Below are 22,176 nucleotides of genomic sequence, written 5' to 3'. Positions count from 1 at the left end.
ATTTGACACAGATTAAGATTTATGTTCTTTTATATAGTTAACAACATCTGCTACTTTTTTTATCTTAGTTGCTTCTTCATCAGGAACATCAACACCAAATTCTTTCTCTATTTCCATCATTATTTCTACTGTAGATAGGCTATCTACTCCTAAATCTTCTGCAAATCGCGAGTCCACGCTGATTTCTTCAATTTTTTTCCCTTGATTATCAGCAATAATTTTGATAACTTTCTGCTCGATATTATCCACTTTACTCATAATTTTGAACTCCATAAATCATTTTTATTAGTTTGTATATTTATAAACATAAGTTTAATATTTTAAAATATTATGAATACTTATTATTCATAGCTATTTTAGCTTTAAAAGAACTTCTAGCACAAAAAATTGTTTTATACCAGCATAAAATTTTATACCATTAACATTCCACCATTTACATGTAGAGTTTGACCAGTAATATATGATGATTGATTGCTTGCTAAGAATGCAACTGCATTTGCTATATCTTCAGGCATACCATATGTTCCTTTCGGGATTTTTCGTGTTATAGCTTCTTTTTGTTCAGCATTTAACTTATTAGTCATATCAGATTTAATAAAACCTGGAGCTACTGCATTAACTGTAATTCCTCTGGTTGCAACTTCATAAGCAAGCGACTTTGTCATACCGATTAAACCTGCTTTAGAAGCACAGTAATTCGCTTGCCCAGGATTCCCTGAAACTCCTACTATTGAGGCTATGTTAATGATGCGTCCGTATCTATTAGTCATCATCTTTTTTATTGCTTCACGATTTAAGATGAAATTTGCTTTTAAATTAATGTCAATAACTTGGTCAAAATCTTCATTTTTCATTCTTATTGCTAGCGTATCTTTGGTAATACCGGCATTACAGACCAAAATATCTAATTTTTCTATTTGAGCTACTAAATTGCTGCATTCTTCAGTATTTGTAAGATTACAAACTTTAATAGTGTAATTATCTTTTAAATCATCGCCAAGAGCTTTTAATTTCTCCTCATTACTCCCGCTTATAATTACACGACTTCCGAGCTTATGAAGCTGCCTTGCGATAGCACCGCCTATACCCCCTGAAGCTCCAGTAATTAATGCTGTTTGACCGCTTAAATCAATCATTTACTTCCTCCTCTTGTTCAAAATTTATATTAGTGACTTTAGACGATTTTTCTCGTACGAGCTTTTCAATTTCATTAGAAATTTTTGGGTTATCTTTTAACTGAAGTTTTGACAAAAAATTTTTAAAATGATGCTCCTCGCAGCAGAGCTACGAGGTATCTAAAAAAGTTTTAGTTGTTTCTTATGATATCACGAAGCAGAGCTTCGGGGAATTAAACCCTGAGAGATTAAGCGACTAGGCACAGAATAAGCTACAGATAAAATACTAACTGTACTGCTTGGATTAACACGTACTGATAATATTGTAGGTGCATTCCATTTCCTGATTGGTAACTCTTTTAAATGAAGGCTCTGTCTCATCAATTGTGTAAATTTCGTGAACCATTAAATTCTACCATCAAATTTGATCATAAAATGAGCCATAGCTTCATTCCAATTGGGGATAGGCATAGACCATTTTTTGGTAATATAATCAATTGTCAGATATAAAACTTTAAATACTGCGTCATCATTTGGAAAGATGCGTTTATTCTTAGTAACTTTTCTCAATTGGCTATTCAGCGATTCTATCGCATTTGTAGTGTAAATAATCTTACGAATCTCCTTTGGATATTGCAAGAAAATTATCAAATTATCCCAATTATTATACCAAGATTTAGCTATATGCGGATATTGCTTACTCCATTTTTGATCAAATGACTCAAGAGCTAATTCTGCTTCTTTTTCAGTAGCAGAAGTATAGATTAGTTTCAAATCCGCTGCTAATTGCTTTCTATCTTTATATGATACATATTTGAGGCTATTCCTGATCTGATGGACAATACAAATTTGATGTTCAGTTTTCGGATATACTGATGCAATAGCATCAGACATACCAGTTAGATTATCACTACAAGCAATTAAGATATCTTTTACTCCTCGATTCTTCATTTCAGTAAAATTACCAAGCCAAAATTTAGCTCCTTCATTCTCACTTATCCATAAGCCTAAAATATCCTTTCTGCCAGATAAATCTATTCCTAAAGCTACATATACTGATTTATTAATAATAAGTTTATCTTGTCTTACTTTCACTACTAAACAGTCAAAATATACTATAGGGTATACTGATTCAAGAGGTCTACTCTGCCAAATCTTGACCTCATCTATTACTTCATCTGTAATCCTGCTGATTAGGCTCTCACTGATCTCAGCTCCATATAATTCTTGCAATTGTGTTTTAATATCAGACACACTCATACCCTTCGCATATAAGGATATTATCTTTTGGTCTAAGCCATCTATTCTTGTTTGTTTCTTTGAGACTATTATAGGTTCAAATTTACCTTGTCTGTCTCTTGGAACATTTATCTCTATAGTACCATTCTCACTAATCAGATTCTTACTAAAACTACCATTCCTCGCATTCTCAGTTTCAGCTCTATCATACTTGCTATAACCTAAATGTTCTGACATCTCAGCATGCAGTGCTCGCTCTAAAATACCCTTGGTTAATTCCTTAATTAATCCATTCTGACTTAGTACTGTTTTTAAATCTACTCCGCCTTCTATCAGCAAATCTATTGCTTCATTTATTTTTTTATTCTTCTCTATTTGCATTTCTGTTACCTATATTTTTAATTACTTCTAATATAGGCTCAACAAAAATTTACACAATCATTGCAAAAGACTCTAAATGAACTAATTCTTCAGCTAATTTTTCTTTTCTACAGCTATTTCGCTTTTCTTTAATTTGTGTAAGGAATAATTCATAAGCTTTTAAATCAACAAAATTACGTGATCCACGTAATAGCAGATGTTGATTCACTGCTTGCTTAAATGTATAGCTAACACGGAAATGTTTCTACCACATATTAGGAAAAACTTAGGCATTGATCAATAATTTTATGTAAACAGTTTTTAAAGTTAGTCCAGCAATGTTTAATAGTATTTAGATCTGGTGAATATGTGAGTAAATACAAAAACTATGGTAAAAACCTTTTCGCGTTAGCTATATCATGACTTTTTTCAACAGAACCATTTTCATGACTGACGCCTGGATTATTTCGCGATGGTGCAACATTGTAATAACCAAGCAATTCTTGCCATCTTTCTGTAAATTGTCTACTATTACCACATTGCTTGGTAGCTGCACTTAAATTATCTGTACGATGCTCTGGTAAAACTCCACCTAACTCCCATACAGCTTTTTCAAACCCTGATGCTAATGTATCAAAACTTTCACTATGGCATATGCTAAAAGTTTCCCAACATGAATAAGGCAACATAAAATGAAATAGTAAGTGAGGATATGGTTGCCCACCAATACAAATACCCAATTGATTCATATTGGTCCAATCAGACTGACTCTGTTTGCCAGGAAGAATATTTTGTAAAAAGATTACTGTCTTATCCTTACCATGTGCAGCTCTCCATTGTTTCAACCTTTTCTGCAAACAGCGTAATTGCTTCCCATTATAATTCCCATGATACTTTTCTGTCAAATATGCTAATATGGTAGTTGCTTGCAACTCCGGTGCTGATTCTAGCATTGATTCTATTTCATCCCAGTGCTTCACAAATGGATCCTTACGTGTCCTATATTTACGTATTGTGCGTAATTCGCTTGGATACTTATTAATACGTAAATACTTACGTATTAATCTCTCAGGGTTTAATTCCCCGAAGCTCTGCTTCGTGATATCATAAGAAACAACTAAAACTTTTTTAGATACCTCGTAGCTCTGCTGCGAGGAGCATCATTTAAGTATCCAAGCGAATTACGCACAATACGTAAATATAGGACACGTAAGGATCCATTTGTGAAGCACTGGGATGAAATAGAATCAATGCTAGAATCAGCACCGGAGTTGCAAGCAACTACCATATTAGCATATTTGACAGAAAAGTATCATGGGAATTATAATGGGAAGCAATTACGCTGTTTGCAGAAAAGGTTGAAACAATGGAGAGCTGCACATGGTAAGGATAAGACAGTAATCTTTTTACAAAATATTCTTCCTGGCAAACAGAGTCAGTCTGATTGGACCAATATGAATCAATTGGGTATTTGTATTGGTGGGCAACCATATCCTCACTTACTATTTCATTTTATGTTGCCTTATTCATGTTGGGAAACTTTTAGCATATGCCATAGTGAAAGTTTTGATACATTAGCATCAGGGTTTGAAAAAGCTGTATGGGAGTTAGGTGGAGTTTTACCAGAGCATCGTACAGATAATTTAAGTGCAGCTACCAAGCAATGTGGTAATAGTAGACAATGATAGTGGACTAATGGTATGGACCTCCTGATATAGAGAATGAAAAGCAGTTGCTAATCTTCTAGGGTTAATATTTAACATATTAAAACAACAATTAAGGAGGTCCATATGGAGGTTACTACAATTGGTATAGATATTGCAAAAAGAATTTTTCAAATTCATGGTGTAGATAAAAATGGCAAGACAGTATTAAAGAAAAAATTGATGAGAGATCAGGTTTTGACATTTATGGCTAATTTACCACAATGTTTAGTAGGGATGGAAGCTTGTGGTGGTTCTAGTTATTGGGCAAGAGAAATAACTAAATTAGGGCATGAAGTAAAACTAATGGCACCGCAATTTGTCAAACCATATGTTAAAACTAATAAAAATGATCAAGCAGATGCTGAAGCGATATGTGAAGCCGTGACAAGACCTAATATGAGATTTGTTGCAATTAAAACTATAGAGCAACAAGAAATTTTATCAATACATAGGGTAAGAGAGAGATTGGTAAAAAATCGTACAGCACTTGCTAATGAAATTAGGGGGCTACTACATGAGTTTGGTTTTATTGTTCCTCAAGGCATTAATAAGGTTATCACAAAATTAATTGAGATTTTAGATGCAGGGAAATTAAGCCAGTTAAGTTATCAAACATTTAGTGAACTAAAAGAAGAATTCTTAGATAATAACAGAAAAATAAAAGAGATAGAAAAACGATTAACAATGATAGCAAGTAACCTAACTCAATATCAACGATTAAGAGCTATACCTGGTCTTGGTTTAATTACTGCTACTGCTTTAATAGCATCAATAGGTAATGCTACAAGTTTTGAGAATGGCAGGCAATTATCGGCATGGCTAGGATTAGTGCCAAGACAACATTCAAGTGGTGGGAAGGATAAGCTGCTGGGAATTAGCAAGCGAGGTGATGTATACTTACGCACTTTATTAATTCAAGGGGCTAGAGCTGTACTAAATGCCAAGATAAGATTTAAATCGGAAGAACAGAAATCTAAAAAAGATTTTAGCCAATTTACGAAATGGATGTTTAATTTATCTGAGCGAAGTAGCCATAATAAAACGACAGTTGCCATAGCTAATAAGTTGGCAAGAGTGGTGTTTGCTGTACTAAGATCAGGAGATGATTATGTAGAGAGTAAAGTTTGTAGCTAAAGAGTGTGTAGCATAGCACTTATAAGTAAAATAAATGGTGATTTATATAATGAATAGGTAAAAGCAAAACAATATGTAAGAGATTCCAACCCGAAATATGCTTGAGATAATTAATATTGATGGTAAATAAGACAAACCTTAGCTTACAAAAAAACTGCGTTTTTCAGTGGCTCTTTTAGAAGCCGATGGACTGATAAGTATATAGTTTGTAAGCCAGCGAATTCCATCAGGGCTGTAGAATAAATTAGGTTGATTTATCAGCTATAAGCCGGATACATGACTGCATTTGTTTGTTTTTATTATTGATGTTATTTTTTTCTTGCATTCTACAGGAGGTCCATACATGAAAAATCAAGACAAAAAAATGAGTAGTATGTTTTCCTAATTTTTCGATTATCAGGCAGCAATTTGCTGATAATTTTGCATATAATTCAGATATACATTCATAGGCTTTTTATAACCAATACTTGAATGAAATCTGTGATAATTATATTTATTCAGATAATGATCAATCCCCTCTTTTAACTCTTTAACATTGTTAAAATCATTAATAAAGATACAATTATATTTTAAAGTTCTAAAAAACCTTTCTATTACTATATTATCAATACTTCTACCTTTGCCATTCATTGAAATTTGGATATCATGCTCCTTGAGAATATTTATGTGGTCATAACTGGTATATTGGCTACCTTGATCACTATTAAATATCTGTGGAGCGTTATACTTACTGAGAGCTTGTTTCAAGACATCAGTTACAAGAGATGCATCCATAGAATTTGACAGTTTATAGCTCAATATGGCCTTGCTATGCCAATCTATAATAGCTGCCATATACATAAAGCCACCATTAGTTCTAATGTAAGTAATGTCACCACTCCAAACCTCATTCACATTAGGCACATACACTTGCTTTGTTGAGCCAGATTTAGTCCAATATTGATCAAGTAAGTAGCTATAGATCTTATGCTCACTATCGTTTCGAGAAGTAGATTTTTTCTTATGTGGGTAAATAGCTTCTATACCCATCATCCTCATATATTTCAGTACTCGATCTTTACCGACAATAAAACCATCTTCTAGTAACTGTTGATGAATATAGCGATAACCAAATTCAGGATTATCTGTATATATTTCATCTATTCTATTTAAAATACTTAATTTATTTATACTCATCTCCTTGGATTTATAGTAGGCTGTAGATCGACTAATCTTTAATAGTTCACACTGTCTTGATTTTGAGAGTTGATTTAGCTTGGAGTGTACAAGACTCTTTTTATTTGATAAATCCAAGCTTTTGAGCTTTCCCACGGCCCAGTCCCTCTCAACTGTGATTCTACCAAGAGCTTTAGCAAGTTCATCATTTTGCTCTTGTAAATGATTTATTTGTGCTTGATATTCACTCAAAACTTTAGCTGGTTCAAAAGCTAATGCCGCATTACCTAAAAACTGTTTTTTCCAATTTTGAATTGTTTTAACACTTATTGCATATTTTGAAGCTAACTGACCAAGTGTCGACTCCTCTTTTATTAATTCTAATACTATCCCCGTTTTTTCTGAAGCACTGAAAATTTTTACTTTATTTTTCTTCATCTTTCCTCTTAAGTTTATTGCTATTTATTCTAACTTATTGCGGAAACACACTCCTTCATTTTTTTGTCCAATTTTTTCATGTATGGACCTCCTGTAGAATGCAAGAAAAAAATAACATCAATAATAAAAACAAACAAATGCAGTCATGTATCCGGCTTATAGCTGATAAATCAACCTAATTTATTCTACAGCCCTGATGGAATTCGCTGGCTTACAAACTATATACTTATCAGTCCATCGGCTTCTAAAAGAGCCACTGAAAAACGCAGTTTTTTTGTAAGCTAAGGTTTGTCTTATTTACCATCAATATTAATTATCTCAAGCATATTTCGGGTTGGAATCTCTTACATATTGTTTTGCTTTTACCTATTCATTATATAAATCACCATTTATTTTACTTATAAGTGCTATGCTACACACTCTTTAGCTACAAACTTTACTCTCTACATAATCATCTCCTGATCTTAGTACAGCAAACACCACTCTTGCCAACTTATTAGCTATGGCAACTGTCGTTTTATTATGGCTACTTCGCTCAGATAAATTAAACATCCATTTCGTAAATTGGCTAAAATCTTTTTTAGATTTCTGTTCTTCCGATGTAAATCTTATCTTGGCATTTAGTACAGCTCTAGCCCCTTGAATTAATAAAGTGCGTAAGTATACATCACCTCGCTTGCTAATTCCCAGCAGCTTATCCTTCCCACCACTTGAATGTTGTCTTGGCACTAATCCTAGCCATGCCGATAATTGCCTGCCATTCTCAAAACTTGTAGCATTACCTATTGATGCTATTAAAGCAGTAGCAGTAATTAAACCAAGACCAGGTATAGCTCTTAATCGTTGATATTGAGTTAGGTTACTTGCTATCATTGTTAATCGTTTTTCTATCTCTTTTATTTTTCTGTTATTATCTAAGAATTCTTCTTTTAGTTCACTAAATCAGGAGTTTCGCACTTAGCAAATAATATGCTAATCTAGAGAAAAATAGTTTTAGATAAAAATGACAAGATCAAAATGTAGCAAAGATTTATATAAATCATTCTTACAAGCAAGTAGTGTAAGATATACTAGCAAAGCATTATCTGAAGTAAGTCCATTAGATCTATCGCACGATAGTGCAAGTCGATGGTTAAAGAGTAAGGATTTTCGCCCTAGCGAAATCTATAGCAAAGTGTCAAAATATATTGATCTGGAAGATCCTTGTTTATTAGTGGGAGATGACACCTTATTGTCAAAGCAATACAGTAAGAGGATCGAGCTTGTAAATTATCAATATTCTGGGGCTGTACATGATGTTATACCTGGTATAGGAATGGTAAACTTACTGCATTACAATACTCAAATTGATCAATCTACTCCTGTAGATTATAGAATATATGATAAAGAAACTGATGGTAAAACAAAGAACGAGCATTTTTGTGATATGCTTACTTTAGCTAAAGAAAGAGGTATCAAGCCTGATGCTATAGTTATGGATGCTTGGTATAGTGGTTTGGATAATTTAAAACATATACGTAATTTAGGTTGGATATGGGTTACCAACCTAAGAAAAAATAGAAAAGTTAATCGTAATGTTAGCTTGGAAACTTTAGAGATTCCCGATGAAGGGCTAAAAATTCACCTACGTGGATACGGTTGGGTTACGGTATTTAAGTTTGTGGCAAAAAATGGTCGCATTGATTACATAACAACTAATTTAGAGAATCCTACACGTGAGCAAATAGAGAAAATTGTTAAGGCGCGTTGGTCTATAGAAGTTTATCATCGAGAATTGAAACAAACTTGTGGTATTGAATGCTGTCAGGCACGCACGGGTCGAGCTCAAAGAAATCATATTTGCCTTGCTGTATTGGCCTGGCTTGATATGAACAAAAGGAGGATAAATGAAAACATTACTTTATATCAACAAACTTGGGAAGTTATAAAAACATCAATTCAGAACAACATTAAATGGCTTCTAACTAATACACAATTTTGCTAAGTGCGAAACTCCTGTAAATGTTTGATAACTTAACTGGCTTAATTTCCCTGCATCTAAAATCTCAATTAATTTTGTGATAACCTTATTAATGCCTTGAGGAACAATAAAACCAAACTCATGTAGTAGCCCCCTAATTTCATTAGCAAGTGCTGTACGATTTTTTACCAATCTCTCTCTTTGTAGAAGTTAAGATTTGATCTTACAGACACTATAAATTTTGCCCCTGATTGTCAGTTAAATTTTGACTGTCAGATACATATTCAAGATACAAGATTTCATTATTCTTTTCAACAGCTAATTTCTTACTATCCTTAAAAGTTTGCATAGGAGTTTTTCCATAACAATATTTACCAGAATGAGGTCTTTCATTATTGAAATACTCTAGCCAGATATCAAGATCTAATTGTAGGTCATCAAGAGCTGTATAAATCTTTTTCCGCATAGCTGTATCAAAGAATTCTTGTTTCATGGTTTTATTAAAACGCTCACACATACCGTTTGTTTGAGGAGAATATGCTTTAGTAGTAGTATGCTCTATACCTTCGATACTTAGAAAGTCCGTCCGCCAAAACTCTACAAGCCTTATAGATAATATGGTTTTAAGACAAGAAGTAATACAACAATCCGTAAGAAAATGATAAAATATGGTCATAAACCTTATGGATTTCAGTCAATGCCAATAGACAACATTATCAAATCGCAAGAACAAGGGAAACTGTTTGGTTATAAATTAAAAGAAGAATTAAACCCAAATAATAAGCTATATAAATTAAGAGAATTAATAAATTGGTCTAGGCTCGAAGAGTGGTTATCAAAAAATGTTTGTATTAAGAAATTTGGTAGAAATAGAAAATGTCATAGAGTGATGCTTGGCATAACGATGCTACAAGCAATGTATAATTTTTCAGATTCATTATCAGAGGAAGAGCTAAAAGAGAATATGTATTGGCAGTATTTCTGCGGGTGGGAATATATAGAAAAAGACATAGCTATCTCGGAAACTAGTATACGACGGTTTCGTAGTGTATTAGGTGAAGCTGGATATAATGAGATATTATCGGAGTTGATCAGGGTTGGGATAAAAACTAACACAATTAAAAAAAAAGATTTGGAATTAATCATCGCTGATACGACTGTACAAATTAAGAATATCAAACACCCACACGATGTTTATTTAATGGATAAAGCTAGGCTTAGCATAGTAAAGCTTTGCAACAGTTTGGGTATACATTTGAATGAAACATACGCTAGAACCTATAAACGCGATATAGTAAAGCTATGGAAATATAAAGAACATAGTAAAGCCAAGAAGCGTTGGAAAATAATGAAGCATTTAAAAATATTACTGGGTCGTTTGATTAGAGTATGTGAGCGTGAGATCAAAAATAAGCAATTAAACTTGTCTCTCAAAAATCAAGAAGTATTGCAAAAAATAAAACAAATACATAACCAATCTGTTTTAAAAAGAGAAGCTAAAAAGCAATATAAAGAAGATAACAAAGTATTATATAGTCTATCCGCCAAAAACACTTCAAATCCTGATCATTTGTAATGGGATAGAGTTTTGACAACAAATTGCTAAGATTTTCAATAAAAATTAATAAGTTATGTTAATTTTTACTGATACATTTCTGTGTTGGTCTAATTTTGATATGGAGCTATTGTTAACGATTTTTTATCGTTCATCTAGTTTTTGCATGATGATATTTTTGATTTATGTGGAGTTAGACACGATTTGTAAATGATTTGCAATGCATCGTAAATTCAAACCAATAGCAGAGATTATTGGATTGATAATATCTCCTATCATACCTTTCAAGAAGTTTCTACCCATCCGACCATATTGCTTTAAGTGACCTATTATTGGTTCTATGGCACTGCGTCTCTTGATCATAGACTTGTCCTCTTGTAACAACTTCTTCCGCGTTTTTGGGGTATATACCTTACTCTTCTCCTTTACATTGCTACCACTATACCCAAGATCAACAAATGATTTCTTTATCTTGATTCCAGTGACACTCTCTACTGCTTCAAAGCTCTGATGCAATGTATGACCATCATAAGGATTATTATGAAACGATTTTGCGGATAAAACAAAATTTCTACGACCACTTACTACTACCGCTACTTTATTGCCAAACTCATATGGCTTGTTGCGTTTTCCCTTTCCTATACACTCTACTTCAGGGGCATGAAAACTATATAATACTTTGTTATCTTCTTTATATTGCTTTTTAGCTTCTCTTTTTAAAACAGATTGGTTATGTATTTGTTTTATTTTTTGCAATACTTCTTGATTTTTGAGAGACAAGTTTAATTGCTTATTTTTGATCTCACGCTCACATACTCTAATCAAACGACCCAGTAATATTTTTAAATGCTTCATTATTTTCCAACGCTTCTTGGCTTTACTATGTTCTTTATATTTCCATAGCTTTACTATATCGCGTTTATAGGTTCTAGCGTATGTTTCATTCAAATGTATACCCAAACTGTTGCAAAGCTTTACTATGCTAAGCCTAGCTTTATCCATTAAATAAACATCGTGTGGGTGTTTGATATTCTTAATTTGTACAGTCGTATCAGCGATGATTAATTCCAAATCTTTTTTTTTAATTGTGTTAGTTTTTATCCCAACCCTGATCAACTCCGATAATATCTCATTATATCCAGCTTCACCTAATACACTACGAAACCGTCGTATACTAGTTTCCGAGATAGCTATGTCTTTTTCTATATATTCCCACCCGCAGAAATACTGCCAATACATATTCTCTTTTAGCTCTTCCTCTGATAATGAATCTGAAAAATTATACATTGCTTGTAGCATCGTTATGCCAAGCATCACTCTATGACATTTTCTATTTCTACCAAATTTCTTAATACAAACATTTTTTGATAACCACTCTTCGAGCCTAGACCAATTTATTAATTCTCTTAATTTATATAGCTTATTATTTGGGTTTAATTCTTCTTTTAATTTATAACCAAACAGTTTCCCTTGTTCTTGCGATTTGATAATGTTGTCTATTGGCATTGACTGAAATCCATAAGGTTTATGACCATATTTTATCATTTTCTTACGGATTGTTGTATTACTTCTTGTCTTAAAACCATATTATCTATAAGGCTTGTAGAGTTTTGGCGGACGGACTATATAGTTTTCATGCCCCTGAAGTAGAGTGTATAGGAAAGGGAAAACGCAACAAGCCATATGAGTTTGGCAATAAAGTAGCGGTAGTAGTAAGTGGTCGTAGAAATTTTGTTTTATCCGCAAAATCGTTTCATAATAATCCTTATGATGGTCATACATTGCATCAGAGCTTTGAAGCAGTAGAGAGTGTCACTGGAATCAAGATAAAGAAATCATTTGTTGATCTTGGGTATAGTGGTAGCAATGTAAAGGAGAAGAGTAAGGTATATACCCCAAAAACGCGGAAGAAGTTGTTACAAGAGGACAAGTCTATGATCAAGAGACGCAGTGCCATAGAACCAATAATAGGTCACTTAAAGCAATATGGTCGGATGGGTAGAAACTTCTTGAAAGGTATGATAGGAGATATTATCAATCCAATAATCTCTGCTATTGGTTTGAATTTACGATGCATTGCAAATCATTTACAAATCGTGTCTAACTCCACATAAATCAAAAATATCATCATGCAAAAACTAGATGAACGATAAAAAATCGTTAACAATAGCTCCATATCAAAATTAGACCAACACAGAAATGTATCAGTAAAAATTAACTGTAGAAGTTAAGATTTGATCTTACAGACACTATAAATTTTGCCCCTGATTGTCAGTTAAATTTTGACTGTCAGATACATATTCAAGATACAAGATTTCATTATTCTTTTCAACAGCTAATTTCTTACTATCCTTAAAAGTTTGCATAGGAGTTTTTCCATAACAATATTTACCAGAATGAGGTCTTTCATTATTGAAATACTCTAGCCAGATATCAAGATCTAATTGTAGGTCATCAAGATCTGTATAAATCTTTTTCCGCATAGCTGTATCAAAGAATTCTTGTTTCATGGTTTTATTAAAACGCTCACACATACCGTTTGTTTGAGGAGAATATGCTTTAGTAGTAGTATGCTCTATACCTTCGATACTTAGAAATAATTCAAAAGCATGATGCTCTATATTCCCCTTATATTCTGACCCACGATCTGTCAGAATACGAAGTATTGGTATCCCTTGAGTCTCATACCATGGTAACACTCGGTCATTAAGCATATCAGCAGCAGTTAAAGCTGTTTTATCAGTATATAGTTTAACATCAGCTACTCTGCTGTAGCTATCAATAAATACCTGAGAATAAACCTTACCTATACCCTTAAAGTTGCCTACATAATATGTATCTTGGCATCCTAGATACCCTGGATGCTGTGTCTCAATTTCTCCATGAGCTTCTTTTTCATTACGACGCTTCTCTAGCACTTGTAATTGTGCCTCAGTAAGCACAATACCATCTTGAGCCATTTTTGCTTCTAATGCTTTAAGTCTTTTACTGATGTTGTTTAAATCATTACGTAACCAAATTGATCTTACTCCCCCAGGTGATACAAGTACACCTGTCTTTTTAAGCTCATTTGATACTCTTAGCTGACCATATGCTGGATATTCTATTGCCATATCTAGTACTGCTTTCTCTACAGCAGGATCAACTCTATTCGCTATTATTGGCTTTCTTCGACTAATTTCATACAACGCTTCTTCGCCACCAGTTTCATACAGTTCTTTAAATCTGTAATAACTATCTCTACTATATCCCATCGCTTTACATGCTGATGATATACTACCAAGGCTCTTAGCTAATTCAAGTAAACCTAATTTTGGTTTTATTATTTTTTGATTTAAGTTCATTCTTTATCTCCATTTAATAATTAATTTATTTTACTAAATGTAAGATATAATCTCAACTATTACAAATGATGCTCCTCGCAGCAGAGCTACGAGGTATCTATCCAAAAAGCTTTAACTGTTTTTGTTGAAATGCTTTATAAGAAGGTTTGCCTGAACCTTGATTCTGTACATAATTACGTAATTTCTGCTCATCACCATGTTTACCTACTGTGCTCATAAAATATCCCTTACTCCAAAACTCACTTCCCCATAATTTTTCTTTAAGATTTGGATATTTCTCAAACATTTTCTTAGAAGTAATACTTTTTATGATTTGAGTTATTTTTGTTGGGCTATACATTGGTATTGACTGTAATAAAAAATGTACGTGATCTTTATCTACTCCTATTTCTAAAAATCTAATTTCATAACGATCTTCTATGTGCTCACAAATTTTACACAAATAATCATCTAGTTCTTGATTGAATATTACTCTTCTATACTTTGCCGGCGTTACTAAATGATATATTAGTACTGTGACATTATGACTCTTATGTATATAACTGCTTTCTTCCATTCAAGTAGTATATCACGAAGCAGAGCTTCGGGGAATTAAACCCTGAGAGATTAACTTTAAATATAAATTTTTACTTTAGTCAGAAAAATTAGAATTTTTGTCAAAACTTCAGTTGTATAATCATACACACTAAAACCCCTTTTGTATTTGAGCGTATTTATATCATAACTTATAAGTGTGGCTATCTTTTTGTCAAAACTTCAGGTTTATATTTTCTTCGGCAAAAACAGTATTAGTAATAAAAATGGATAAAGCAACAGTAAATAATTGTAGTAATTTGATCATTATATAGCTAACACGGAAATGTTTCTACCACAGATTAGGAAAAACTTAGGCATTGATCAATAATTTTACGTAAACAGTTTTTAAAGTTAGTCCAGCAATGTTTAATAGGATTTAGATCTGGTGAATATGTGAGTAAATACAAAAACTATGGTAAAAACCTTTCCGCGTTAGCTATATTTATCTTGGAAAAATTTTTAAGGATATTATATCTTTAGCCTATTGGCGGTCAACTATATTTTTTCTAATTACAGCAGCAAATATGCCCAATAGCAATAAAGTAATAGTAACAGTTAAAGAAATATAAGCTGGAATGGCTATATAATGATGAATAAATATTTTAATTCCGATAAATATTAAAATTAATGCTAAGGAGTATTTGATATAGCTGAATCGTTCAACAATTTCTGCAAGACAGAAGAATAAAGCTCTAAGCCCTAAAATAGCAAAAATATTTGAGGTATAAATAATATAGGCATCATTAGTAATGGCAAATATAGCGGGTATACTGTCTATGGCAAAGACTAAATCTATTGCCTCTATTAATACCAAAGAGATAAAAAGAGGAGTAATATATAGTTTTTTATTACGTGTAACAAAGAATTTATCCCCCTCCAGGTTAGACGTAACATTTAGATATTTTATTATTGACTTATAAAGATAAGAATTCTGTATATCAAAGGTTTTATGAGATACATAAAAAGTTTTTACGCCCGTAGCAATAAGTATTACAGCAAAAATATATAATAACCAAGAGAACTTATTTATCAGTATAATCCCGCCATAAATCATTACAGCCCTGAAAGCTATTACTCCGATTATGCCAAAGAATAAAACACGATGTTGATATTTTTGCGGAATCTTAAAAAATGGGAAGATAATTGAGACAACAAAGATATTATCAAGCGACATAGCCTTTTCAATTAGAAAACAAGTATAATATTCACGTGTGCTATCTGCTCCCATATTATAATAAATATAAATGCCAAATAAGCAGGATATTGTAAAATAGAAAAGGCTAAAGAGTAAGCTTTGCTTAAAGCTCATTACTTCATTTTTTTTATGTATAATCCCTAAATCAAGTACTAATAAAGCAAAAATTATGGTGTAAAAAATAACCCAACTCATAACTTATCTCAACATTCTATATTGCATATGGAAATATAATCCACCACCACCCATAACTCTTAACTGGAATTTTATAGTATTTTCTCCTTGTTTTAAATAAGACTTGATATCAATAGGTAAATTACTAGCCTGTAGTGCTTTCCCCTGATCATTACCATTGTTACATTGGTTTTTATTATCTAAGGAATCAACAGATGATATAGGTGCACTAAGAACTTTTGTATCATTAACATATACAAGCGTGCAATCATCATACCATAAGTTTTCTATTCTAAAATAGTCAATATCTGACATAATTACATCTAAAGTTACTTTAAAAGTTATAGTAAATAATTTAGTCTGACCTGGCTCATTAGTTGCATCTATTTTTGACCCATCATTCGGATTGAAAGCCATATCATTCGGATTCCATGAACTTTGTATAGGCGGTACATTTAAGTAAAAATCACCCGTCTTAGTATTAGGATCATAAGGGGTATTAGGTCTTATTGTTGAAGGCGGAAAATTATTATCACCGATTACTACTGGTAAACCTTTTGATTCTCTACAACCAATATTTTGTCCTAAAGGCTCAAATTCAATAGTTTTTTTATCAAAATTTGATAAACAATAACGCTTAAGGCTTGTTCCTTTTGGTTCCAGATTTGGATATGGATCTAAAGATGGATCTATTTCTACCCAATTAGGTGGACATCTACCCACCCTTAACTCTCCTATATCTGTTTCATCCCATAACGCATTGCCATCAGCAGCTTGAGGAGAAGTAATTGCGGAACAAACAGGAGCTAAAATAGGCGAACATAGATTCAATTCTCGCCAAGTTTTATCTCTTACATCTGAAACCTTAACATCATATGTTGGTTGATTAGGTTTTGCAGGATCATCACTAGGATAAAATGTAACTTTATAATATTGAGTAGCATCTAATATAGAGCCTAAACTAGATTTAGGTTCTAACCTATTTACATAGTCTGTAGTTAAGACGCACACAGGAGTATTAGGATTATCATTATTAGTATAACAATTAGTATTATTAGCACATTTATAAACGGTAATACCTTTTCCTTTACCTGATAAAGTTTCTACTTGAGAACAACCGCTTGTACTTTCACATAAACTAAGATTTGCATAATTAGCATCTTCAGCAAATTTACTTTTAAGTACGGTACAATCTACAGTATTTGACTGATCTAATTTAGCAAGCACACAGTTTATTTGTTGATTATTATTAGGATTACCAGGTGTTGTTGATGGTGGTGGTGGTACAGGACTACAATGCTGGAAATTCTTAGGCATTAAGCAGGTATGCGTTCCACCTTGTACATATTTACCATTTATATATTTCAAATATTTTAAATAGACTGCATTTGGGTTCGGATTACCATTATTGTCATAAGGCGGTATATTATCTTTATATACGCCGCGAATTGTTATTTGGTTTAACGCATTAGGACCTGAAAATGGCATAGCAATATATTTATCATCCGGATATTTTGGTGGATCTTTAGGGATAAATGCAACAGAGGAACTATAATTATAACCAGCAAGCGTTACTATACTTTCTGTAGCATTAGGGTTATTAGGGTCAGGTGCTGCATATGATAATGGGGTTACAAGTGTGCTAGTTTGATCTATAATATTACTCTTATCATCTATTACTTGCATAGAAGCAACAAATTGTGGAGTATAATAAGTATTACTTGGGCAGATAATTCCCGAATATGGTTTTTCACATTCATAAGTAGCTAAACTATATGAATCACTTACTCTAGGCACACATCCTGCTAAACTACTCGCTTCAAATACACAGATATCTGCTGGATCCTGTGTATCTGTTTTAGTATTACTAATAGAAGCATAAAGGCTTCGAGATTTATTGTTACTATCATTTAAAGTAAAGCTTTTCTGTATTGGCATTAAATTATCTTTATCTTGAACTTGCACTTCAGGAAATTGTACGCTTACATCAACAAACTGACCTATATTAGCTCCCCATATTTTTTGACAAGAAGTTGATTTATTTGCTTCTGCAGTACCACAATCAGGTATATTACTTATAAAATAATCACTAGGAGTTTCAAGTTTATCCATAACCTGCGAATATACTATTCTAAAACCTTGATTACAACCATTAGCAGTAACATCGCAAGTTAATTTTATATTTGTATTAATGCAAGGAGCACCATTCGAAGAACTACTACAAGGTTTAATAAAATCTGTATAAGCAGTAGCTACGTGAGCACTACTTGCTGAAGTAAATACCCCTTTTATTTCTACACAAGTATTAAGATCAGGATTGGTACCGGTACAAATAGGTATAAGATTATTAAAACTAACACGTACTGTATTATTAATAATATTATTTCTAACATTTGATACTACGCAAGGCAAGACAACGGAAGATTGCTTAAAAGTTCCATCAGGGTTTTTAACACTACATACATTATTAATGACCGCAGGAACGCTAAGCTCGTTTAAACTTTTACAAAATGGCGGCGGGTAAGGACCTAAAGGTAATTGTACACAACCGAAAGAAAAATCATCTACAGAACCGTTTAAAGACCCAAAAGTTTCAATGATTGGTATTATTACATTATTAGGGAAGAAATTAAATAGGTCACCTATAGAGTTAAATACAGTTTGTAGTACTTTTATTATTTCCGAATCTTGACTTATCATACCAAGCAGTTTAGAAAGTAAACTTGGTATATTTGCCCCGTTTAATGTAGTAACTAGAAATTTCAATACTTGGGCAATTGGACTCAACTTAGTAGTTTTATGTAGTGGTTGACTATTAGGATTCCAGTCCGCAAGGTCAGTATGTGCTCCTGAATCTGAAACAAGATTTACACTACCTGGATCACTATATGCACAAAGCTTAGGGGAAGAAATAGTAAGTATTTGTCCGTCTACCCCAACTATAGTATCGTCACTATCGGTAAAACCAACTTTATTAAGATGAAATCCTGCAGTATATCCAGGATCAGCAGGGGAAGGATCAGAATTTATTCCAGGAGGAGGTGCCATTGCAGGCACTGCAATTCTGGCACAAACTCTAGTTAGCGGTAAACCATAACCGGTTGGCCATAATACGCATTGTCCATCCCAATTTAAATTAGTGTTCTGAGACCAACAAGCAGCAGCATTACAGCTTTGAATTCTAATAGTTATTTTGGGAGTAAAATAGGTACTGTCTGGTGACGCTTGAGCACATCTATTTAATACAAAAGGTACAAACCTACCAGGATAATCAAATTGTAATAAACAATTATCAGTATCACGACCATCACTTTTATTCCAAGGAGGACAATTTGCACCTGTTTTAAATGTCTTTGTTATTTCATTTGGACCTTTATTCCAAGTTTCTGTTCTTTCACTTTGCCCACAATTACAAGGATCAGTAATACACCCACCTATAGTATCCCAAATACTGGCATGTGTATTAATTGAGCAAAATAGAAATAAAAAAAATAATAAATATTTTTTCAACACTTTGAGTAATTGTTATAAAATAGTTGTTATATAGTAGTCATATACCGCAGATATTTTAAGATTTGGAAGTCAAATAAGCGGTGAGCCTGCGGAGCGTAGATAACTACGTGAGCACAGGCGAATCCCGAAATTTGGCTTGCCAAATCTTGAAATATCAAAGGTAGACTAGTCTACGTTTAATGCATCGTATAAATAATTAATCCAATTATCTGGCGGTCCTTGGTATTTTTCTAGCACTTCTTTATAGATAGCCATTTCTTCCTTTTTACTTGATAAAATACGCACGACCCCGACTAATGCTGCTATACTTAATTCTAAAGCTATAGATTCATTATCTTTATTAATTAAAAACATTCTACTGGTAAGTATTAATTGCGATAACTTACGTATTTCTGAATCTGTTAAACCTAAAATCTCATCTAAATCTTCGATTTTTACATCAGACGGTAAAATAATTTTAGTATTAATTATTTCAAGCCATGTTTTTAAAGTATATTTCGGATATGCCTTAAGGTAAATAAAATTAAAATTACCTACAAAGATACCATTATTTTCAGATAAATTATTAAAAATTAAGCTTATATTATCACTATAAATTTCAGGTTTATAGAGTTTATCAAAACTATCTGCAGCAAATATTTTAGGTTTAGTACCTACTAAGCTTAAATGGTAAGTAAGTGCATAAACTACACTAGCACAAACACTTTGATGTTTTTTTAAGTTATTATTAAATTGTTCTAAATATTTTCTTTCACTTGGATAAAATTGCTTAGCAAAAGGTTCATCTGAAAGCTTGTATAAATTAAGACCGACAATACTACTTTCATTAATATTAAAAACTGACTGGTCAAATAAACCGCTATATAATTGTCCCTCAGTGAAGCCTTTTAATTTATCTAATATTGTACTGCCACCCTCTTCTTTAAAATCTTCCAATTTTAAGATGTCAGAAAAAATTCGCTTTTCCTTATCAATTGATAAAATTTTACTTCTGAGTTTTTCTAAAAAAGTTAGTTCTACTTCATTAAGCGGTGAAATATAATGACCACTTAACATCTTTAAAAATTCTAAAATAAAAGCTTGCGATTTTTCTGTATCATCTACTAAAAATGGGTTGATAATTTGCTTATCAATTTCTAACCACGTCCCCTCTAATGCTTCGATAAAAATCTTAGAATCATTGCTATTAGAGATATAAATTATTGTTGGATCATACTTAGTTGATTCTGACACCAGAAAATTTAATAATACTGTTTTACCAGTTTTTTCTGTACCAAAAATACAAGTATTACCCCTACCAGTTTTATCATGAAAATTCATGAAATAAGGAGTACCTCTTTCCATTCTAAGTAGTGTTAATGCTCGTCCCCAAGAAGTATATTGGCTACCTAAAGGTGAGTTGTGCAGAACAGCAAGAGATGCTATATGATCTGACAATAAAGGCGACATTCTTCGTATGAAAGCAAAATTAGCCGGTAATTGTGCCCAAAATGTTTGTTCTATATTAAGGTCTTCTTTTACATGAACAATACCAAGTTTAAAAAGCTCTCTTGCAGCTTTTGCAACAGAAGCAGTAAGTTTATCTTCATCTTCTTCTATAACAGCAATTGAAATCTGTTGATTACAAAACTCAAAAGAAGATTTATTATCATTAAGTTTATTAATCCCTTTATGCTCAATCAAGTTATTATCATTAGTAATTTTTAAAATATAATCCTGCCCCTTTAAAGCAGCAGTCACTACTTTTTTATCAACAAAGTAAAATATCTCGGTTATTATTAATTCAAGCGGCAGCTGCAAAAACTTATCAAGAACTTCAGAAGGAGATTCTTGATATTCTTTGATAGATAACAAGGAAATAAATTTTTTATTTTGTTCCTGATTCGTAACTATCATTTTATCGCCACTAATCGTATAAGTACTTCTACCTATTGCACTTGATAAATCTATTATAGGTACTAAACAATCACTATCGTTAATATTAGCTATTCGGTTATATAAAAATAAAGGTGCAGAAAATGTGTTTTCATTTTCAAATGTTATACCAAGCTTTTCTGCATCAAATTCATTTAAGTCATTCAAAATATTATTAGCAAGACTTTCTAGCTTCTGAACAGCAGACTCTAAATATTTATTTTCAAAGTCTACGATTAATTTAGTTGATAAAGAATTTATCAAGGAGCCAAAATTTTTAATTTTAATCTTGGCAGAATCATGTACTATGGAAATATATAAAGTATTAACAAATTTATCATTCCAGTGATTTTTTCTCTGCCATAATGCATGGATGTGAGCAGGTAATAATTTTTTATACGGAGTAGGATCGTCTAAATTTTGTTTTTCTCTTATTGTATGCATCCAAAAAGCAAAATCATAACTATTTGTATGCTTTTTTACGGAAGCTCTAATTATTTCACGTAAATTTTGTATTTTATCACTAATTTTTTCCGAACTGATACCATAGACTTTAATAATTTGTAGTAACTGACCATCCTTGGTAAGCAAAGTATGCTCATTATAGTGACATGCTATAGGTATAAAATTCGGAGCATTATAATTATATATATCCTTATCAAACTTTCGTAAACCACTAAACACAAATAACCTTAATTTAAATTAATTTGTTGTCATCCCTTGAAGGCTTTGTTGCATGGGTTGAGAGCCATCATTGCGAGAAGAAACTGAAAGTTCCGACGAAGCAATCTCAGAAAT

General features: G+C 32.4%; 17 protein-coding genes and 4 pseudogenes. 6 read left to right on the top strand and 15 right to left on the bottom strand.

The genetic code is table 11. The features are described from left to right. Positions 1–12 precede the first annotated feature (12 nt). The 5 genes and pseudogenes from acpP to AAHI98_RS04265 all read right to left on the bottom strand — a co-directional run bounded on the left by acpP (position 13) and on the right by AAHI98_RS04265 (position 3,667). A complete protein-coding gene (gene acpP / locus AAHI98_RS04285; RefSeq protein ID WP_095568289.1) occupies positions 13–273 on the bottom strand; it encodes an acyl carrier protein in 261 nt (86 codons plus the stop codon). A gap of 137 nt (positions 274–410) precedes the next feature. After that, positions 411–1,136: a 3-oxoacyl-ACP reductase FabG gene (gene fabG / locus AAHI98_RS04280; RefSeq protein WP_342225142.1), complete on the bottom strand. Its 726-nt coding sequence runs from the start codon at positions 1,134–1,136 to the stop codon at positions 411–413. Next, positions 1,129–1,245 (bottom strand): annotated as a pseudogene (locus tag AAHI98_RS04275) (recombinase RecA); the annotation flags it as partial. The gene fabG and the pseudogene AAHI98_RS04275, both read right to left, overlap by 8 nt. A 275-nt stretch (positions 1,246–1,520) precedes the next feature. Then, positions 1,521–2,735, bottom strand: a complete 1,215-nt coding sequence (locus AAHI98_RS04270) for an IS256 family transposase (protein ID WP_342224684.1) — start codon at positions 2,733–2,735, stop codon at positions 1,521–1,523. A gap of 365 nt (positions 2,736–3,100) precedes the next feature. Then, on the bottom strand, positions 3,101–3,667 hold the full coding sequence (locus AAHI98_RS04265; RefSeq protein ID WP_342225141.1) for a hypothetical protein: 567 nt from the start codon (positions 3,665–3,667) through the stop codon (positions 3,101–3,103). Between the two features lie 270 nt (positions 3,668–3,937). Here AAHI98_RS04265 and AAHI98_RS04260 point away from each other — a divergent pair, with 270 nt between their 5' ends. Together AAHI98_RS04260 and AAHI98_RS04255 are read left to right on the top strand one after the other, a co-directional pair. Beyond that, a complete protein-coding gene (locus AAHI98_RS04260) occupies positions 3,938–4,399 on the top strand; it encodes a hypothetical protein (protein WP_342225140.1) in 462 nt (153 codons plus the stop codon). Positions 4,400–4,504: 105 nt separating this feature from the next. Beyond that, positions 4,505–5,554 carry an IS110 family RNA-guided transposase gene (locus tag AAHI98_RS04255; protein WP_342225139.1) on the top strand — a complete coding sequence of 350 codons (1,050 nt, stop codon included), beginning with the start codon at positions 4,505–4,507 and terminating at the stop codon, positions 5,552–5,554. A 396-nt stretch (positions 5,555–5,950) separates the two neighbouring features. On the opposite strand, the gene AAHI98_RS04250 is transcribed toward AAHI98_RS04255, so the two are convergent. Both AAHI98_RS04250 and AAHI98_RS04245 read right to left on the bottom strand, forming a co-directional pair. Further along, positions 5,951–7,147, bottom strand: a complete 1,197-nt coding sequence (locus AAHI98_RS04250; protein ID WP_342224870.1) for an IS3 family transposase — start codon at positions 7,145–7,147, stop codon at positions 5,951–5,953. A 423-nt stretch (positions 7,148–7,570) separates the two neighbouring features. Further along, positions 7,571–8,068, bottom strand: a pseudogene (locus AAHI98_RS04245) (IS110 family RNA-guided transposase); the annotation flags it as partial. A gap of 82 nt (positions 8,069–8,150) precedes the next feature. Between AAHI98_RS04245 and AAHI98_RS04240 the strand changes: the two are divergent. Beyond that, positions 8,151–9,131 (top strand): IS701 family transposase, encoded by a 981-nt coding sequence (locus AAHI98_RS04240; RefSeq protein WP_342224656.1) that lies wholly within the window; start codon positions 8,151–8,153, stop codon positions 9,129–9,131. On the opposite strand, the gene AAHI98_RS04235 is transcribed toward AAHI98_RS04240, so the two are convergent. After that, positions 9,108–9,299, bottom strand: coding sequence for a hypothetical protein (locus tag AAHI98_RS04235; RefSeq protein ID WP_342225138.1), 192 nt, complete (start codon positions 9,297–9,299; stop codon positions 9,108–9,110). The two genes, AAHI98_RS04240 and AAHI98_RS04235, sit on opposite strands and share 24 nt — an antisense overlap. A 40-nt stretch (positions 9,300–9,339) precedes the next feature. Beyond that, positions 9,340–9,687, bottom strand: a pseudogene (locus tag AAHI98_RS04230) (integrase core domain-containing protein); the annotation flags it as partial. 78 nt (positions 9,688–9,765) lie between these two features. On the opposite strand from AAHI98_RS04230, the gene AAHI98_RS04225 reads away from it, so the two are divergent. Further along, positions 9,766–10,683 (top strand): transposase, encoded by a 918-nt coding sequence (locus tag AAHI98_RS04225; protein ID WP_342225137.1) that lies wholly within the window; start codon positions 9,766–9,768, stop codon positions 10,681–10,683. A gap of 162 nt (positions 10,684–10,845) precedes the next feature. Here the strand turns inward: AAHI98_RS04225 and AAHI98_RS04220 are convergent, their stop codons facing one another. Further along, positions 10,846–12,207 (bottom strand): IS5 family transposase, encoded by a 1,362-nt coding sequence (locus tag AAHI98_RS04220; protein ID WP_342224717.1) that lies wholly within the window; start codon positions 12,205–12,207, stop codon positions 10,846–10,848. A gap of 65 nt (positions 12,208–12,272) precedes the next feature. On the opposite strand from AAHI98_RS04220, the gene AAHI98_RS04215 reads away from it, so the two are divergent. Then, positions 12,273–12,776: a transposase gene (locus AAHI98_RS04215; RefSeq protein WP_342225136.1), complete on the top strand. Its 504-nt coding sequence runs from the start codon at positions 12,273–12,275 to the stop codon at positions 12,774–12,776. 135 nt (positions 12,777–12,911) lie between these two features. Here AAHI98_RS04215 and AAHI98_RS04210 read toward each other — a convergent pair whose 3' ends face one another. The 4 genes from AAHI98_RS04210 to AAHI98_RS04195 form a co-directional block, all read right to left on the bottom strand. Then, complete coding sequence (locus tag AAHI98_RS04210) at positions 12,912–14,006, bottom strand: IS481 family transposase (RefSeq protein WP_342225135.1); 1,095 nt, start codon at positions 14,004–14,006, stop codon at positions 12,912–12,914. Between the two features lie 97 nt (positions 14,007–14,103). Next, a complete protein-coding gene (gene tnpA, locus AAHI98_RS04205) occupies positions 14,104–14,562 on the bottom strand; it encodes an IS200/IS605 family transposase (protein ID WP_342224823.1) in 459 nt (152 codons plus the stop codon). 501 nt (positions 14,563–15,063) lie between these two features. Continuing rightward, positions 15,064–15,972: a TerC/Alx family metal homeostasis membrane protein gene (locus tag AAHI98_RS04200; protein WP_342225134.1), complete on the bottom strand. Its 909-nt coding sequence runs from the start codon at positions 15,970–15,972 to the stop codon at positions 15,064–15,066. Positions 15,973–15,975: 3 nt separating this feature from the next. Further along, complete coding sequence (locus tag AAHI98_RS04195; protein WP_342225133.1) at positions 15,976–19,464, bottom strand: hypothetical protein; 3,489 nt, start codon at positions 19,462–19,464, stop codon at positions 15,976–15,978. Between the two features lie 37 nt (positions 19,465–19,501). On the opposite strand from AAHI98_RS04195, the pseudogene AAHI98_RS04190 reads away from it, so the two are divergent. Further along, positions 19,502–19,627: pseudogene (locus AAHI98_RS04190) on the top strand (palindromic element RPE5 domain-containing protein); the annotation flags it as partial. A gap of 2 nt (positions 19,628–19,629) precedes the next feature. Here the strand turns inward: AAHI98_RS04190 and AAHI98_RS04185 are convergent. Beyond that, complete coding sequence (locus AAHI98_RS04185; protein ID WP_342225132.1) at positions 19,630–22,062, bottom strand: VirB4 family type IV secretion/conjugal transfer ATPase; 2,433 nt, start codon at positions 22,060–22,062, stop codon at positions 19,630–19,632. Between the last annotated feature and the right edge of the window lie 114 nt (positions 22,063–22,176).

Source organism: Rickettsia endosymbiont of Urophora cardui (genome assembly GCF_964030725.1).
Taxonomy (GTDB): Bacteria; Pseudomonadota; Alphaproteobacteria; order Rickettsiales; family Rickettsiaceae; genus Rickettsia.
This window is presented reverse-complemented; position numbering and strand designations above follow the sequence as displayed.

Bases quoted from the DNA above. Each gene is read 5' to 3' on its own strand.
- AAHI98_RS04225 (WP_342225137.1), top strand. From the start codon at position 9,766: ATGATAAAATATGGTCATAAACCTTATGGATTTCAGTCAATGCCAATA.
- AAHI98_RS04240 (WP_342224656.1), top strand. From the start codon at position 8,151: ATGACAAGATCAAAATGTAGCAAAGATTTATATAAATCATTCTTACAA.
- AAHI98_RS04250 (WP_342224870.1), bottom strand. From the start codon at position 7,147: ATGAAGAAAAATAAAGTAAAAATTTTCAGTGCTTCAGAAAAAACGGGG.
- AAHI98_RS04210 (WP_342225135.1), bottom strand. From the start codon at position 14,006: ATGAACTTAAATCAAAAAATAATAAAACCAAAATTAGGTTTACTTGAA.
- tnpA (WP_342224823.1), bottom strand. From the start codon at position 14,562: ATGGAAGAAAGCAGTTATATACATAAGAGTCATAATGTCACAGTACTA.
- AAHI98_RS04265 (WP_342225141.1), bottom strand. From the start codon at position 3,667: ATGCTAGAATCAGCACCGGAGTTGCAAGCAACTACCATATTAGCATAT.
- AAHI98_RS04270 (WP_342224684.1), bottom strand. From the start codon at position 2,735: ATGCAAATAGAGAAGAATAAAAAAATAAATGAAGCAATAGATTTGCTG.
- AAHI98_RS04200 (WP_342225134.1), bottom strand. From the start codon at position 15,972: ATGAGTTGGGTTATTTTTTACACCATAATTTTTGCTTTATTAGTACTT.
- AAHI98_RS04220 (WP_342224717.1), bottom strand. From the start codon at position 12,207: ATGATAAAATATGGTCATAAACCTTATGGATTTCAGTCAATGCCAATA.
- acpP (WP_095568289.1), bottom strand. From the start codon at position 273: ATGGAGTTCAAAATTATGAGTAAAGTGGATAATATCGAGCAGAAAGTT.
- fabG (WP_342225142.1), bottom strand. From the start codon at position 1,136: ATGATTGATTTAAGCGGTCAAACAGCATTAATTACTGGAGCTTCAGGG.
- AAHI98_RS04255 (WP_342225139.1), top strand. From the start codon at position 4,505: ATGGAGGTTACTACAATTGGTATAGATATTGCAAAAAGAATTTTTCAA.